Origin of the sequence: Frigidibacter sp. SD6-1, from assembly GCF_030143255.1 — a bacterium.
Taxonomy (GTDB): domain Bacteria; phylum Pseudomonadota; class Alphaproteobacteria; order Rhodobacterales; family Rhodobacteraceae; genus TMP-24.
Genome location: NZ_JARJNR010000005.1, coordinates 183,919 through 199,577 on the forward strand (window position 1 = coordinate 183,919; position 15,659 = coordinate 199,577).

The following is a 15,659-nucleotide window of genomic DNA, read 5'->3' on the forward strand; positions in this document are numbered from 1 at the left end:
GTCGGCGGCTGGGCGAACATGCCGTCTGCATGCGGCAGATATTGTCGCGAATCCGTCACGTCGCAGCAAGAAAGTTGCGCGCGCAGGAATTGCCAGCGCCCCATGGCTGGGCTACAGGGGCTGGTGATAGACAATCGGCCTTTGGCCGGGACCGCATGAGGACAGAACCGTGACAGAGATCGTGCGCGAAGCGATGGAATATGATGTCGTGATCGTCGGGGGCGGCCCGGCGGGCCTGTCGGCGGCGATCCGGCTGAAGCAGCTCGATCCCGACCGGTCGGTGGTTCTTCTTGAAAAGGGCTCCGAGGTTGGCGCGCATATCCTCTCGGGCGCGGTTCTGGACGTGTCCGGTCTCGACGCGCTTCTGCCCGACTGGCGCACGATGGGCGCGCCGATCAAGACCGAGGTGCATGAGGACAATTTCTACATCCTCGGGCCTGCGGGCCAGATGCGCATTCCGAACTGGCCGATGCCGCCCCTGATGTCGAACCATGGCAAGTATATCGTTTCGATGGCGAATGTCTGCCGCTGGATGGCGACGGTGGCCGAGGGGCTGGGCGTCGAGATCTTCCCCGGCATGGCGGCATCCGAACTGGTCTATGGCGCGGATGGCGAGGTGAAGGGCGTCGTCGCGGGCGAGTTCGGCAAGAACCCCGACGGCACGCCCGGCCCGAGCTACGAGCCGGGGCTGGAATTGCATGGTAAATATGTCTTCCTGTCCGAAGGCGTGCGCGGCTCGCTCGCCAAGGAAGTGATGGCGAAATACGACCTGTCGAAGGGCCATTGCCCGCAGAAATTCGGCCTCGGCATGAAGGAAATCTGGGAGATCGACCCCGCCAAGCACAAGGAAGGCACAGTCACCCATACGATGGGCTGGCCGCTCGGCAAGAATGCGGGCGGCGGGTCGTTCATCTATCATCTGGAAAACAACCAGGTCTATGTGGGCTTCGTCGTCCATCTGAACTACGAAAACCCCCACCTCTATCCTTACATGGAATTCCAGCGCTTCAAGCACCATCCGATGGTGGCGGAGCTTCTGAAGGGCGGCAAGCGCGTGGCCTATGGCGCGCGGGCGATCAGCGAGGGCGGCTGGCAGTCGATCCCGAAGATGGTCGCGCCGGGTGTGGCGCTTCTGGGCTGCTCGGCCGGCCTCGTGAACGTGCCGCGCATCAAGGGCAACCATAATGCGATGCTGTCGGGCAAGGCGGCGGCCGAGGCCGCGCATGCGGCGATCTCGGCGGGGCGGCAAAGCGACGAACTGGCCGATTACGAGGCCGAGGTCCGTACCGGCGCCATCGGCAAGGACCTGAAGCGCGTGCGCAACGTGAAACCGATGTGGTCGCGCTGGGGCATGATCGCCTCGCTGGCGTTCGGCGGGCTCGACATGTGGACGAACAACCTCTTCGGCCTGTCGCTCTTCGGTACGCTGCGCCATGGCAAGTCCGACGCCAAGGCCACCGGCAAGGCCAAGGATTTTCCGAAGATCGACTATCCCAAGCCCGATGGCATTCTGTCGTTCGACCGGTTGACCAACGTCGCCTTCGCCGCGACCAACCATTCCGAAAGCCAGCCCTGCCATCTGAAGCTCAAGGACCCGTCGGTTCCGGTCTCGGTCAACCTGCCCGAGTATGACGAACCGGCACAGCGCTACTGCCCGGCAGGTGTCTATGAGGTGCTGGAAGGCGAGGGCGGCCCGCGGTTCCAGATCAATTTCCAGAACTGCGTCCATTGCAAGACCTGCGACATCAAGGACCCGAGCCAGAATATCGTCTGGACGACCCCGCAGGGCGGCGACGGGCCGAACTATCCCAACATGTGACCCGAGCCGGGCGCGCAGTTTCCCGCGCGCCCGACCCTGCCGTCTGTCCGGATCGCGAAAAGGTGCGGGATACCCGCATTGCCTTGGCCGCCGTGGCGCACTAGGTTTCCTTGGCCTGAATGAGGGAGTGAGCCTTGCGTCTTCTGCGTTCCGTTTCGCTGATCGCCCTGCTTCTCGGCGGCGCCACTGTCGCTCTGGCCGACGGGGGTGCGGGCCCCTACCTCGCCGGCCGGGTGGCGAGCATCCACGCCGATTACAAGGCGGCGGCGGCCTATTTCACCCAGGCGCTGGTCAGCGACCCGACGAATGCGGAACTGCAGGAAAACGCTCTCCTTGCCCAGCTCGGGATCGGGGCGTTCGACAAGGGGCAGCCGATGGCAGAGGCGCTTGATGGTGCCGGTGTCAAAAGCCCGATCGCCGACATGGCGATCCTGGCGACCAAGGTGCGCGCAGGCGACTATCCGGGCGTGATCGCGGCACTGGACGCGGGCAAAAGCTCCGGCCCGCTCGCCGACGGGTTCCTGCGCGCCTGGTCGATCCTCGGCAATGGCCAGATGTCGGATGCGCTGGCTGCGTTCGACGCGCTGGTGAAGCAGCCGCAGATCGCATCGCTCGCGCTTTACAACAAGGCGCTGGCGCTTGCCTCCGTCGGCGATTTTGAAGGCGCGGACAGGATCCTGTCGGGCGAAGAGGCCGGGCCGATCAATGCCACCCGCCGTTCGGTCGTCGCGCATGCGCAGGTCCTGAGCCAGCTGGAGCGCAACAAGGATGCGCTGGAACTGATCGACAAGATTTTCGGGGCAGAGACAGCCGATCCGATGATCGCCCCCCTGCGCGCCGAACTCTCGGCGGGCAAATCGGTGCCCTTCGATCTGATCCGCTCGCCGATGGACGGGATTGCAGAGGTCTATTTTGCCATCGCCTCCGCACTCGCCAACGATCTGCGGCCGGGCGACGTGTCATCCGAGATCGACGTCCTGCTCTTCGCGCGCACCGCGCTTCATCTGCGGCCCGATCTGAGCGAGGCGGCGCTCGTCGCCGCCGACATGCTCGAACGGCAGGAACAGCACGAACTGGCCATCGATGTCTATCAGGCGATCGACCCGGCAAGCCCCGATCATCTGGCGGCGGAACTCGGCCGGTCGGAGGCGCTGCTGGCCGAAGGCAAGACCGATGCGGCCGTCGAGGTCCTTCAACAGCTGTCACGTGCGGCGCCGGACCGGATCGCGATCTGGGCCTCGCTGGGCGATGTGCTGCGCCGCAACGAGCGTTTCAGCGAAGCCGCCGAGGCTTATGATCGCGCCTTGGCGCTGGTCGAGGGCGATGCGAAGGACTTCTGGGGCCTCTATTACGCGCGCGGCATCTGCCATGAACGGCTGGATCAGTGGCAGGCGGCAGAGGCGGATTTCCGCAAGGCGCTCGACCTCAGCCCCGATCAGCCGTCTGTCCTCAACTATCTCGGCTATTCGCTTCTGGAAAAGAAGGTGAAGTTCGACGAGGCGCTTGCCATGATCGAGAAGGCCGCGAAGGCGCGGCCCGACGATGGCGCGATCAGCGACAGTCTGGGCTGGGCCTTCTACCGGCTTGGCCGCTATCCGGAAGCGGAAGCCGAGATGGAGCGCGCGATCGAGCTCATGCCGGTCGATCCGGTGGTGAACGATCATCTGGGCGACGTCTATTGGGCGGTCGGGCGCAAGCGCGAGGCGGAATTCCAGTGGAAGCGCGCGCTGTCCTTCAAGCCCGACAGCGAGGAAGAGGCGAACCGCATCCGCCGCAAGCTGGAAGTCGGGCTGGATCTGGTTCTGAAGGAAGAAGGATCAGAGCCGCTTGCCGTCACCAAGAATGGCAACTGAGGCCTTTGCCCCCGCCAAGATCAACCTGACGCTTCACGTCACCGGACGGCGGGCGGACGGCTATCACCTGCTGGACAGCCTGGTCGTGTTCGCGGATGTCGGCGATCTTGTCCGCGCCGGGCCGGCGGAGGATCTCACGCTGGAGATTGCCGGGCCGATGGCGGCCGGGCTGACGGCGGGACCGGACAATCTGGTGATGAAGGCCGCGCGGATGATGGGTGTGAGTGGCGCGGCCCTGCGGCTGGAAAAGCATCTGCCGGTTGCCTCCGGCATCGGCGGGGGCTCGTCGGACGCGGCGGCGACACTGCGCGCCATGGCCCGGCTGACCGGCAAGCCGCTGCCGGATGCGGCGGCGATCCTGGCGCTTGGCGCCGATGTGCCGGTCTGCCTCGACCCGCGCCCGCAGCGCATGAGGGGGGTGGGCGAGCGGCTTGAACCGGTCGATGGCCTGCCGCCGTTCTGGATGGTTCTCGTCAATCCCGGCACCGGCGTTCCCACCCCCGCAGTGTTCCGCGATCTTGACCGCCGCGACGGGCCACCGATGGCCGATCCTCTGCCCGCGCTTCGGACATTCGACACTCTCGCGGCCTTTCTGGCCGATCAGCGTAACGATCTGGAGGCGCCCGCGCGCCGGATCGCGCCGGTGATCGGCGAGGTCCTTCAGGCGCTGTCCGCCCAGCCCGGTTGCCGCCTGGCGCGGATGTCCGGCTCGGGGGCAACCTGCTTCGGCCTTTTCGCCGCGCCGCAGGAGGCCGCCACCGCCCGGGCGCGGATAGCGGCGACCCGGCCCGACTGGTGGGCAAGCGACACCGGGCTCCTGCTTTGGGCCTAAGGCCCGGGCGAGGCAAGATTTTTCGAAAAATCTTGCCAAAATCCTTCGAAGGATTTTGGCCGCAGCCGGGGCAATCCGTCCGGCGAAATGTCGCTTTCCTTCAGCATTCTGCCGCATACCGTCGCATACCCCTTGCCTCGTCCCCCGTTTGTCGGCTATCCAGCGCCCGTCAGGATCGGGAGAATCCGGTCAGGTGTTTACGCCTGTGCCGGTGCCGAAGGAGCAACCGCCCCGGTAAACTCTCAGGCGCAAGGACCGTCCTGGCAGCGGAACTCTGGAGAGACCCCGGACCTGATCCGGGGCGCCGAAGGGATAACGATCTCAGGCGGAAGGACAGAGGGGGCATCGGAGCGGACAGGACAAGCCTGTCCGGAAACGGTGCCGGGGTACTATCGACCGGCGTGACAAGGGGAGGGCGGCAATGGCCGACCTGAAGCGTACGGTCTTTTACGATCTGCATGTGGAACTGGGCGCCAAGATCGTGCCCTTCGCGGGCTATGAGATGCCCGTGCAATATCCGATGGGCGTCCTGAAGGAGCATCTTCACACGCGCTCCGACGCGGGGCTGTTCGACGTCAGCCACATGGGGCAGGTGATCCTGAAGCCGAAGTCGGGCGGCTATGAGGCGGCCGCGCTGGCCTTCGAACGGCTGATGCCGGTCGATGTGCTTGGCCTGCCGCAAGGACGGCAGCGCTATGGCCTCTTCACCAATGACGCGGGCGGCATCCTTGACGACCTGATGTTCGCCAACCGGGGCGATCATCTGTTCGTCGTGGTGAACGCCGCCTGCAAGGATCAGGACATCGCCCATATGCGGGCGCATCTGTCGGATGCCTGCGAGGTGATCGCCATCACCGACCGCGCGCTGCTGGCGCTGCAGGGGCCGAAGGCCGAGGCGGCGCTGGAGGCTCTGGTGCCCGGTGTCGCGGCGATGAAGTTCATGGATGTGGCGATCCTGCCCTGGTCGGGGGTCGATCTCTGGATTTCCCGCTCGGGCTATACCGGAGAGGACGGATACGAGATTTCCGTACCCGAATCGCAAGCGGTGGCCTTCGCCCGCGCCCTGCTGGCAGAGCCGGGTGTCGCGCCCATCGGTCTTGGCGCGCGCGATTCGCTGAGGCTCGAGGCGGGCATGTGCCTTTACGGCCATGACATCGACACAACGACCACTCCCGTCGAGGGCAACCTGACCTGGGCGATCCAGAAGGCCCGCAAGGCAGGCGGCGCACGCGAGGGCGGCTTCCCCGGCGCCGCGCGCATTCTGCGCGAACTGGCCGAAGGCCCCTCCCGCCGCCGCGTCGGGCTGCGCCCCGAAGGCCGGGCACCGATGCGCGAGGGTACGGTGGTCTATGCCGGCCCCGAGGGCGGCGAGCCGATCGGCGCCATCACTTCGGGCGGCTTCGGCCCCTCGATCGAAGGGCCGATGGCCATGGCCTATCTGCCGGCGAACCTCAAGGATGGCGACACGGTCTATGCGGATGTGCGCGGCAAGCGCCTGGCCGCCACACTTGCGCCGATGCCCTTCCATCCGACATCCTACAAACGCTGATCCAACAGGAGCTACCCATGACCATGAAGTATACCGAAGACCACGAATGGCTGCGCGTCGATGGCGACGTCGTTGTTGTAGGCATCACCGAACATGCCGCCGAACAGCTGGGCGATGTGGTCTTCGTCGAACTGCCCGAGGTCGAGACGATGGTCGCCAAGGGCGACGATTGCGCGGTGATCGAAAGCGTCAAGGCCGCCTCCGACATCCTCGCGCCGCTCGATGGCGAGATCGTCGCGGTGAATGAAAAGCTTGTCGACAGCCCCGGCCTCGTGAACGAGGACCCGCTGGGCGCCGCCTGGTTCTTCAAGATGAAGATCGACGATCTGTCGGTCCTTGACCAGTACATGGACGAAGACGCCTACAAAGACCTGATCGGCTGACGGGCGCGGGCCGCGCCCCCCGATCCGGCGTCCGGAGTGGACCGGCAATTGGCCCTGCCGACCCTCCGGGCGTCCTACCCCCTCAGGAGCTCAAGATGACCTACAAGCCCACCGATTACCTGCCCTACGATTTCGCCAACCGCCGCCATATCGGCCCGTCGCCCGCCGAAATGGCCGAGATGTTCAAGGTCCTCGGCGTGAAGGATCTGGACGAGTTGATCGACCAGACGATCCCGAAATCGCTGCGGCAGGAAAAGCCCCTGGACTTCGGCAAGCCCAAGTCGGAACGCGAGCTTCTGTGGTTCATGCGGCAGGTGGCCAAGAAGAACAAGGTCTTCACCTCGATGATCGGGCAGGGCTTCTACGGCACGGTCTGCCCCCCGGCGATCCAGCGAAATATCCTGGAAAATCCCGCATGGTACACGGCCTACACGCCCTATCAGCCGGAAATCAGCCAGGGCCGTCTGGAAGCGCTCCTGAACTACCAGACCATGGTCTGCGACCTGACCGGGCTGGAGATCGCCAACGCCTCGCTGCTTGACGAGGCGACGGCAGCGGCCGAAGCGATGACGATGGCGCACCGGGTCGCCAAGTCGAAGTCGAACCTCTTCTTCATCGACCAGGAATGCCATCCGCAGAATATCGAGGTGATGCGCGTCCGGGCCGAACCGCTTGGCATAGAGATCATGGTGGGCGACCCGGTCGATCTGGATGCCTCGAAGGTTTTCGGCGCGATCTTCCAGTATCCGGGCACCCACGGCTATCTGATGGATTTCGCCAAGCCGATTGCTGCCCTTCACGAACAGGGCGCCATCGGTATCGTCATCGCTGACATCATGGCGCTGACGATCCTGAAGGAACCGGGCGCGATGGGCGCCGACATCGCCGTGGGCTCGACCCAGCGCTTCGGCGTGCCGATGGGCTATGGCGGGCCGTCGGCCGCCTACATGGCCTGCAAGGACAAGCACAAGCGCGACATGCCGGGCCGGATCGTCGGCGTCTCGATCGACGCGCAGGGCGGCAAGGCTTACCGGCTGTCCCTTCAGACCCGCGAACAGCATATCCGCCGCGAAAAGGCCACGTCGAACGTCTGCACCGCGCAGGCGCTTCTGGCCAACATGGCGTCGTTCTACGCGGTCTATCATGGCCCCGAGGGGCTGAAGGCCATCGGCCAGCGCATCCACCGCAAGGCGGTGCGCGTGGTGAAGGGGCTGGAGGAAGCGGGCTACAAGGTCGCGCCGAAGCATTTCTTCGATACGTTCACGGTCGAGGTCGGCGCCATGCAGGGCATCATCCTCAAGGCCGCCCGCAAGGAGCGGATCAACCTCCGCAAGGTCGGGACGACCAAGGTCGGCATCTCGCTTGACGAAACCACCCGCACCGAGACGGTCGAGCGGCTGTGGCGCGCTTTCGGGATCGAAAAGAAGGATGACCGCGTCACGCCCGGCTACCGCATCCCCGATCCGCTTCTGCGCGAGAGCGAGTACCTGACCCACCCGGTCTTCCACATGAATCGGGCAGAAACCGAGATGATGCGCTACATGCGCCGCCTCGCCGACCGCGACCTGGCGCTGGACCGGGCGATGATCCCCTTGGGCTCCTGCACGATGAAGCTGAATGCGGCGGCCGAGATGATGCCGATCACCTGGCCGGAATTCTGCAACCTCCATCCCTTCGCGCCCGCCGATCAGGCAGAAGGCTACGCGGAACTCTTCAGGGACCTGTCGGCGAAGCTGTGCACCATCACCGGCTATGACGCGATGAGCCTGCAACCCAATTCGGGCGCGCAGGGCGAATATGCGGGCCTTCTGACCATTCAGGCCTATCACAAGGCGCGGGGCGAGGCGCACCGCAAGGTCTGTCTTATCCCCACCTCGGCCCATGGCACCAACCCGGCCTCGGCGCAGATGGCGGGGATGAAGGTCGTGGTGGTGAAGGCGCGCGAAAACGGCGATATCGACGTCGAGGATTTCCGCGCCAAGGCCGAAGCGGCCGGCGGCGATCTGGCGGCCTGCATGATCACCTATCCCTCGACGCACGGCGTCTTCGAGGAGACGGTGCGCGAGGTCTGCAAGATCACCCATGACCATGGCGGACAGGTCTATATCGACGGCGCCAACATGAACGCGATGGTAGGTCTGGTGCGGCCGGGCGATCTGGGCGGCGACGTGAGCCACCTGAACCTTCACAAGACCTTCTGCATTCCCCATGGCGGCGGTGGCCCGGGCATGGGGCCGATCGGGGTGAAGGCGCATCTGGCACCGCACTTGCCCGGGCATCCGGTGACCGGCGGTCAGGAAGGGCCGGTCTCGGCGGCGCCCTGGGGCTCGGCCTCGATCCTGCCGATCAGCTGGGCCTATATCCTGATGATGGGCGGGCAGGGGCTGACGCAGGCGACGAAAGTGGCGATTTTGAATGCCAACTACATCGCCAAGCGGCTGGAGGGTGCCTATCCGATCCTCTTCAAGGGCCAATTGGGCCGGGTTGCGCATGAATGCATCCTCGACACCCGCGCCTTTGCCGAGACCTGCGGCATCACCGTCGACGATATCGCCAAGCGGCTGATCGACAACGGCTTCCACGCGCCGACCATGAGCTGGCCGGTCGCCGGAACGCTGATGGTCGAGCCGACGGAATCGGAGACGAAGGCAGAGCTTGACCGGTTCGTCACCGCGATGCTCGCGATCCGCGCCGAGATCGACGCGGTGGAAAAGGGCGAGATCGACCGCGAGAACAACCCGTTGAAGCACGCGCCCCATACGGTGAACGCGCTGATCGGCGACTGGGACCGGCCCTACTCGCGCGAGCAGGGCTGCTTCCCGCCCGGCGCCTTCCGCGTCGACAAATACTGGCCGCCCGTCGGCCGGGTCGACAATGTCTATGGCGACCGCAACCTGATCTGCATCTGCCCGCCGGTCGAAAGCTACGCCGAAGCGGCGGAGTGAGCGGCGTCTGACAGGGCCTGCCCCGTACATCGGGGCGGGCCTCTACCCAACGCGGGGCTCGTCGAGCCCTCCGGGCACTCCTCGCGGGGGCAATCCGACGAGTGCACGAAGTGCTCGAGGAGGTTTTGTCCGATGGTCAAATGCGCCCGGGCGCAGAAGGGGCGACATCTTGGCCGAAAGCGGGTTTCAATCCTCAGTTTCCTCTGATCCGCGGGCCGGGACCTTCCTTGATGGTCTCTGGGCATCGCTGCCCATTGCCCTTGGCTATGTGCCGATCGCCTTTGCCTTCGGCGTCGCCGCGCGCGGTGTCGGTCTGACGCTGGCCGAGGCGGTCGCGCTCTCGGTCATCCTCTATTCCGGCGGCGCGCAATTCGTGGCGCTGGCGCTGATCGCCAGCGGGGCGCCTTTCCTCGTCTCGGCCTTCACGCTGATCGCCATGGGGCTGAGGCATCTGCTCTACGGCCCGGCGCTCATGCGCCGCGCCGGTCCCGCTGCCTCCCGGCGCCATGCCTGGGCCTGGGCCTGGGGCCTGACGGACGAGGTGTTCGGCACCGCGCTTGGCGCGCTGGCGCGCGGGCGGCGCTTTTCCGAGCCCTTCATGTTCGGTCTCGGTCTTGGCGCCTATCTCGCCTGGGGCGCGGGCACGGCGATGGGTGCCTATGCGGGCAGCGGCGCGCTCGCCGCCTGGCCCGCTGTCGAGGCGGGCCTCGGCTTCATGTTGCCCGCGCTTTTCCTCGCCCTCCTCCTTTCGGTGCTGTCTCGTGCGCAGCTTCCGGTCCTGGCCGTGGCGGCAGTGGCGACCGTAGCCGTGACGCTCGCCTGGTCGGGCACGGCAGGACTGCTCGCCGGCATGATCGCGGGCGCCGTGGCGGGGGTGCTGAACCGCAAGGGAGTGAGAGATGCGCCTTGAAGTCCTTGCCCTCGCCCTGATCGTCGGCGCCTGCAACTGGGCCTTCCGTTACGTTCCGACCCGCGCCAACCTGCATGAACTGCCGTCCGGCAGCCCGGTGACCCGCTTCCTTGCCGCCACCGGTCCCGCGGCCATCGGCACGCTCTTCGTGGCCTCCGCCCTGCCATTGGTCAACGACCGCTCCGGCCCCGCCACCCTGACCCTCGGCACAGGTGTCGGTGCGGTGCTTCTGATCTATGCCGCCACACGTTCGGTTGCCGTCGCGACGCTCGCCGGCGCCCTTGCCTATGGCGGCGCCTTCTGGCTTGTCGCCGCCTGAACCCGATTTGATCTCTGACAAGGTGCGCGCTCCTGTGGCATGATCTCCTCAGCCCACAGGAACGAAAGGGCGCGATCATGCTGGAGATAACCCCCGCGACCGTCATCCAGGTCGTCTTTCTTGCGCGCGAGGGCGCGCCCGCCGAGGCGGAACTGCGCGACTTCATCGCCGGGCTGAACGAGGACGAGAAGGCGCAACTGACCGCCCTCGCTTGGGTCGGACGCGGCGCCTTCGAGCCCGAGGAGTTCGACGAGGCGGTGGCCACCGCGATGGCGGAGGCCACGACTCCCACAGAGGATTACCTGATGGGCATGCCGCATCTTGCCGAAAATCTCGAAGCGGGGCTCGATGCCCTCGGCGTGGATGTGGCGGCGGAGGAGGAAGACCTGCTCTGACCTTGCAAGTCGGGCACCGGATGCCGATATATTCCATGCACGGAATATGAGAATGCCATGACCGACGCGCCCGCTCCATCGCTGAAACTGACCTGCACAACCTGCGGCCAGATGAACCGCCTGCCCGCCGACCGCCTGTCGCGCGGCCCGAAATGCGCGATCTGCGGCTCGGCGCTGACCGGCCCCATGGTTGCCGATCTTGACGCGACGACCCACGACAAGGCCGTCCGGGGCGACGACCTGCCGCTGATCGTCGACTATTGGGCGCCCTGGTGCGGCCCCTGCCGGATGATGGCGCCGGAATTTTCCAAGGCCGCCGCCGCGGCCGGTCCTTCGGTCCGCTTCGCCAAGATCAACACCGAGGATCACGCCGCCGTTTCGCAGCGGCTGGCAATTCGTGGCATCCCGCTGCTCATCCTGTGGAAGGGCGGGCGCGAGGTCGCCCGCCTTGCCGGTGCGCGCCCGGCCGCCGATATTCTCACCTTCGTCCGCAATCACGTCCCGACCGAGTGAACCGGCCTTGGATTTGCGGTCCGGCGACTGGCCGAAGCCTTGACATTGCCAGCCCTCTCGGCCAAATAGCCGTTCACGGACGGGGCAGTAGCTCAGTTGGGAGAGCGTATCGTTCGCAATGATAAGGTCAGGGGTTCGATCCCCCTCTGCTCCACCAGTCTATTACCGCAATCTAATGAAATTTCTATAAAATTTCTGCGTCTCGTGGGTTTGTCCCACCAATTGTCCCGACGTCTGACTTAATGTCAGCTCATCGGTGACGCTTAAACTCCAAGATGGCTAGGGAGCCGCCATCGAGCAGATTTCTGAATTCTAGCTTTGGTCCGACGCTTGGGGCCAGCTTCGACTCTCTCAGTCTGGCATTCTCGTGCACGTTCATTCGATCCCTCGAAAGAGCGTTGGTGCTTGGTAACTTCAACGACTTCAGAAGGATTGAAGGGACAAGCTGTTGAAAGCTTACAGCTACCCGTAGCCGCCGCCGCCCGGTGTGTGCATGACGAAGATGTCACCCGGCGAAAGCAGTGCCTCGTCATTGCCGCCGAGCGGCACGGCACGGCCATCCGTCCGCTCGATCCGGTTTTCCCCGCACTTCCCGGGCTGGCCGCCCGCCGCACCGTGCGGCGGAACCTCGCGGTGCGAGGACAGGACGGTCACCGTCATCTCTTCGAGAAAGCGCAGGCGGCGGGTGATGCCGTCGCCGCCCCGCCAGCGACCCGCGCCGCCCGAGCCGCGGCGGACCGAGAATTCCTCGACCCGGACCGGGAAGCGGGTTTCCAGGACCTCGGGGTCGGTCATGCGGGTGTTGGTCATGTGGCTATGAACGGCGCTGGCGCCGTCGAAGCCCGGACCGGCGCCGGTGCCGCCGCAGATCGTCTCGTAATTCTGCAGCCGCGCATTGCCATAGACGAAATTGTTCATCGTCCCCTGACTGCCCGCGATCACGCCGAGCGCGCCGTAAAGCGTGTCGGCGATGGCCTGGCTGACCTCGGTATTGCCCGAGATGACGGCGGCGGGATAGGCGGGGTTGATCATCGAGCCTTCGGGCGCGCGGATCTCGATCGGTTTCAGGCAGCCTTCGTTCATCGGGATGTCGGCGCCGACGAGCGTGCGGAAGACGTAAAGCACCACGGCGCGGCAGATCGAGAAGGGAGCGTTGTAGTTGAACCGGTCCTGCGCCGAGGTGCCGGTGAAGTCGATCAGCGCGCTGCGGCTGGCTTTGTCGACAGAGATTTGCACCTTGATCTGCGCCCCGCTGTCCAGCGGATAGGTAAAGGCGCAATCCTTCAGCACATCGAGGACGCGCCGCACGCTTTCTTCGGCATTGTCCTGAACATGGCCCATGTAGGCCTGCACGACCGGAAGGCCGAACTGGCGGGTGATGCGCGTGAGTTCGGCCGCGCCGGTGGCATTCGCCGCGATCTGGGCGGCGAGGTCGGCCATGTTTTCGTCGATGTTCCGGCAGGGATAGCGGCCCGAGGCGAGAAGCGCGCGGGTCTCTGCCTCGCGCAGCCTGCCCTGATCAACCAGCAGGAAATTGTCGATCAGAACGCCCTCCTCGTCGATATGACGTGAATCGGGCGGGGAGGAGCCGGGGGTCTTGCCGCCGATGTCGGCATGGTGGCCACGTGATGCGGTCAGGAAGATGATGTCCTTGCCGCCCGCATCGAAAACCGGGGTGATGACGGTCACGTCCGGCAAGTGGGTGCCGCCGTTATAGGGGTTGTTCATCATGAAGACATCGCCCGGGCGGATCTTCCCCGCGTTTTCCCGCAGGACGGTGCGCACGCTATCTGACATGGAGCCCAGATGCACCGGCACGTGCGGGGCATTCGCCACAAGGTCGCCCGCGGCATCGAAGATCGCGCAGGAAAAATCGTAGCGCTCCTTGATGTTGACCGAATAGGCGGTGTTGGCGAGCGTCGCGCCCATCTGGTCGGCGATCGACATGAAGAGGTTGTTGAAGACCTCGAGCATCACCGGATCGACCGACGTGCCGATCGCCTCTTTCCGATCAAGCGGAACGGTTCGGCGCAGGACCAGACCCCCGCAGGGCAGACCCTCGGCCTGCCAGCCGGGTTCGACCACGTTGGTGCCCGTGGGCTCCACGATGATCGCCGGGCCATCGACCCTGTCGCCCGTACCGAGGGAGCCGCGCCGGACGAGAGGCACGTCCTGCCATTTGCCCTGGGTGAACATCCGTGCCGACAGCGTGGGCGCCTGCTCGGCGGGCGCTATCGCAAGCGCGGCACCTTCGCCAGTCGAACCCAGGGCCTCTGCGGTCAGAAGGTCTATGATCAGGCGGTCGTAATCGGGGATGAAGCCGAACCGTTGCTGGTGGGCACGGTCGAAGCCCGCGCGCATTTCGGCCTCCGGCCCGAAGGGAACCGGCAGGGTCTGGTGCGACCCGGGGGTGCGGATATGCGCGGTCTCGATCACCGTGACGCGGTCTTCCGCAATCCCCTGCGACAAGACCTCGGACCGTGCCTCGCGCCCGATCCGGTCGAGCATCTCCCGGGCCCGCGCACCTTCGGTGAGTGGTGCGGCGAACTGATGTTCGCGGATGGTCCGGACGTCGGCCAGGCCCATGCCGAAGGCAGACAGGACGCCCGCGAGAGGATGGATATAGATGCTTTCCATGCCCAGAACGTCGGCCACCTGGCAGGCATGCTGCCCGCCCGCGCCGCCGAAGCAGTTCATCGTGTATCGGGTCACGTCATAGCCGCGCTGCACGGAAATCTTCTTGATCGCATTGGCCATATTCTCGACCGCGATGCGCAGGAAACCCTCTGCCAGCGCCTCCACTGCCATTGGCGCTTCGCCTGTCTCTGCCGCGATCCCGGCGGCAAGCTGGCGGAACTTTTCGCGCGCGGCCTCCGTATCCAGCGGCTGATCGCCGCCCGGGCCAAAGACCGCGGGGAATTGGTCGGGCTGCAGCTTGCCCAGCACCACGTTGCAATCGGTCACGGTCAGTGGCCCGCCCCGGCGATAGCTGGCCGGGCCGGGATTCGCGCCTGCACTTTCGGGGCCGACCTGCATCCGCCCCTGCCGGTAGGACAGGATCGACCCGCCACCGGCGGCGACCGTGTGGATGGACATCATCGGCGCGCGCATCCGCACACCGGCCACCTCGGTCTCGAACGACCGTTCGTAGGTTCCCGCATAATGACAGACATCGGTCGAGGTGCCGCCCATGTCGAAGCCGATGAGCCTGTCAAACCCGGCCTCTTCGGCGGTCCGCACCATGCCGACAACCCCACCCGCCGGGCCTGACAGGATAGCGTCCTTGCCCTGAAACAGGGCCGCATCCGTCAGCCCGCCGTTCGACTGCATGAACATGAGTTTGCCGCCGACCGCACCCGCGCCAAGCGCATCGCGCACCTGTTCGACATAGCGCCGCAGGATCGGCGAGAGATAGGCATCGACCACCGTCGTGTCGCCGCGCGACACGAGCTTGATCAGCGGGCTCACCTCATGGCTGAGCGAGACCTGCGAAAAGCCGATTTCGCGCGCGACAGCGCCGATTGCCCGTTCGTGATCGGGGAAGCGGTAAGCATGCATCAGTGCCACGGCGACAGAGCGGAAGCCCCTGCCGCGCGCGAAGGCCAGCGCCTCGCGCGCGGCATCGACATTCAGCGGCGTGACGATACTGCCATCGGCGGCAAGCCGTTCCTCGACCTCGATCACCTCTTCATAAAGCTGCTCGGGCAGAACGATCTGCAGATCGAAAAGCCTCGGCCGGTTCTGATAACCGATTCGCAGAAGGTCGCGCAGGCCTTTCGTGATCAGAAGAACCGTGCGGTCGCCCTTGCGCTCCAGAAGCGCATTGGTGGCGACCGTGGTGCCCATCTTGACCGCGTCGATGGTGCCTGCGGGGATCGGATCGCCCGGCGCGAGGCCAAGAAGGTCGCGAACGCCCTGAACCGCCGCATCCCTGTAACGCTCGGGATTTTCGGACAGAAGCTTGTGCGATTTGAGTGCGCCATCCGGCCTGCGCGCCACGATGTCGGTGAAAGTGCCGCCCCGATCCACCCAGAATTGCCATCCGGACTTCAGCATATTTCCCCCGCCCGCCCTTCATCGAAACGCCGCAGGGCGGGACCGTACCCTCCCCAACTCCAAGGTGCAACGCGTCGGGACATGC

11 protein-coding genes, 1 tRNA gene and 1 riboswitch are annotated in these 15,659 nt (G+C 65.5%); of the genes, 11 read left to right on the top strand and 1 reads right to left on the bottom strand.

The window, feature by feature from the left end; all coding sequences use genetic code 11:
• The first annotated feature begins 169 nt into the window (after positions 1-169).
• The 11 genes from P0645_RS11130 to P0645_RS11180 all read left to right on the top strand — a co-directional run bounded on the left by P0645_RS11130 (position 170) and on the right by P0645_RS11180 (position 11,675).
• Positions 170-1,819, top strand: a complete 1,650-nt coding sequence (locus P0645_RS11130; RefSeq protein WP_284164649.1) for an electron transfer flavoprotein-ubiquinone oxidoreductase — start codon at positions 170-172, stop codon at positions 1,817-1,819.
• Between the two features lie 134 nt (positions 1,820-1,953).
• A complete protein-coding gene (locus tag P0645_RS11135; protein WP_284164650.1) occupies positions 1,954-3,672 on the top strand; it encodes a tetratricopeptide repeat protein in 1,719 nt (572 codons plus the stop codon).
• Positions 3,662-4,504 carry a 4-(cytidine 5'-diphospho)-2-C-methyl-D-erythritol kinase gene (locus P0645_RS11140; protein ID WP_284164651.1) on the top strand — a complete coding sequence of 281 codons (843 nt, stop codon included), beginning with the start codon at positions 3,662-3,664 and terminating at the stop codon, positions 4,502-4,504. The genes P0645_RS11135 and P0645_RS11140 overlap by 11 nt, the downstream gene beginning before the upstream one ends.
• A gap of 166 nt (positions 4,505-4,670) precedes the next feature.
• Positions 4,671-4,771, top strand: a riboswitch (glycine riboswitch).
• A 154-nt stretch (positions 4,772-4,925) separates the two neighbouring features.
• Complete coding sequence (gene gcvT, locus P0645_RS11145; RefSeq protein ID WP_284164652.1) at positions 4,926-6,053, top strand: glycine cleavage system aminomethyltransferase GcvT; 1,128 nt, start codon at positions 4,926-4,928, stop codon at positions 6,051-6,053.
• Positions 6,054-6,070: 17 nt separating this feature from the next.
• Positions 6,071-6,436: a glycine cleavage system protein GcvH gene (gene gcvH, locus P0645_RS11150; protein ID WP_284164653.1), complete on the top strand. Its 366-nt coding sequence runs from the start codon at positions 6,071-6,073 to the stop codon at positions 6,434-6,436.
• Between the two features lie 95 nt (positions 6,437-6,531).
• Complete coding sequence (gene gcvP, locus P0645_RS11155) at positions 6,532-9,381, top strand: aminomethyl-transferring glycine dehydrogenase (protein ID WP_284164654.1); 2,850 nt, start codon at positions 6,532-6,534, stop codon at positions 9,379-9,381.
• A gap of 169 nt (positions 9,382-9,550) precedes the next feature.
• Positions 9,551-10,291, top strand: a complete 741-nt coding sequence (locus P0645_RS11160) for an AzlC family ABC transporter permease (RefSeq protein ID WP_284164655.1) — start codon at positions 9,551-9,553, stop codon at positions 10,289-10,291.
• Positions 10,281-10,610 carry an AzlD domain-containing protein gene (locus tag P0645_RS11165; protein ID WP_284164656.1) on the top strand — a complete coding sequence of 110 codons (330 nt, stop codon included), beginning with the start codon at positions 10,281-10,283 and terminating at the stop codon, positions 10,608-10,610. Before P0645_RS11160 ends, P0645_RS11165 begins: the two co-directional genes overlap by 11 nt.
• A gap of 77 nt (positions 10,611-10,687) precedes the next feature.
• The gene (locus P0645_RS11170; RefSeq protein ID WP_284164657.1) at positions 10,688-11,005 is read left to right on the top strand and encodes a DUF3775 domain-containing protein; all 318 of its coding nucleotides are present in this window, start codon (positions 10,688-10,690) and stop codon (positions 11,003-11,005) included.
• Between the two features lie 57 nt (positions 11,006-11,062).
• Positions 11,063-11,518: a thioredoxin family protein gene (locus tag P0645_RS11175; RefSeq protein ID WP_284164658.1), complete on the top strand. Its 456-nt coding sequence runs from the start codon at positions 11,063-11,065 to the stop codon at positions 11,516-11,518.
• A gap of 81 nt (positions 11,519-11,599) precedes the next feature.
• Positions 11,600-11,675 (top strand) — tRNA-Ala (locus tag P0645_RS11180).
• 305 nt (positions 11,676-11,980) lie between these two features.
• On the opposite strand, the gene P0645_RS11185 is transcribed toward P0645_RS11180, so the two are convergent.
• Positions 11,981-15,574: a hydantoinase B/oxoprolinase family protein gene (locus P0645_RS11185; RefSeq protein WP_284164659.1), complete on the bottom strand. Its 3,594-nt coding sequence runs from the start codon at positions 15,572-15,574 to the stop codon at positions 11,981-11,983.
• Between the last annotated feature and the right edge of the window lie 85 nt (positions 15,575-15,659).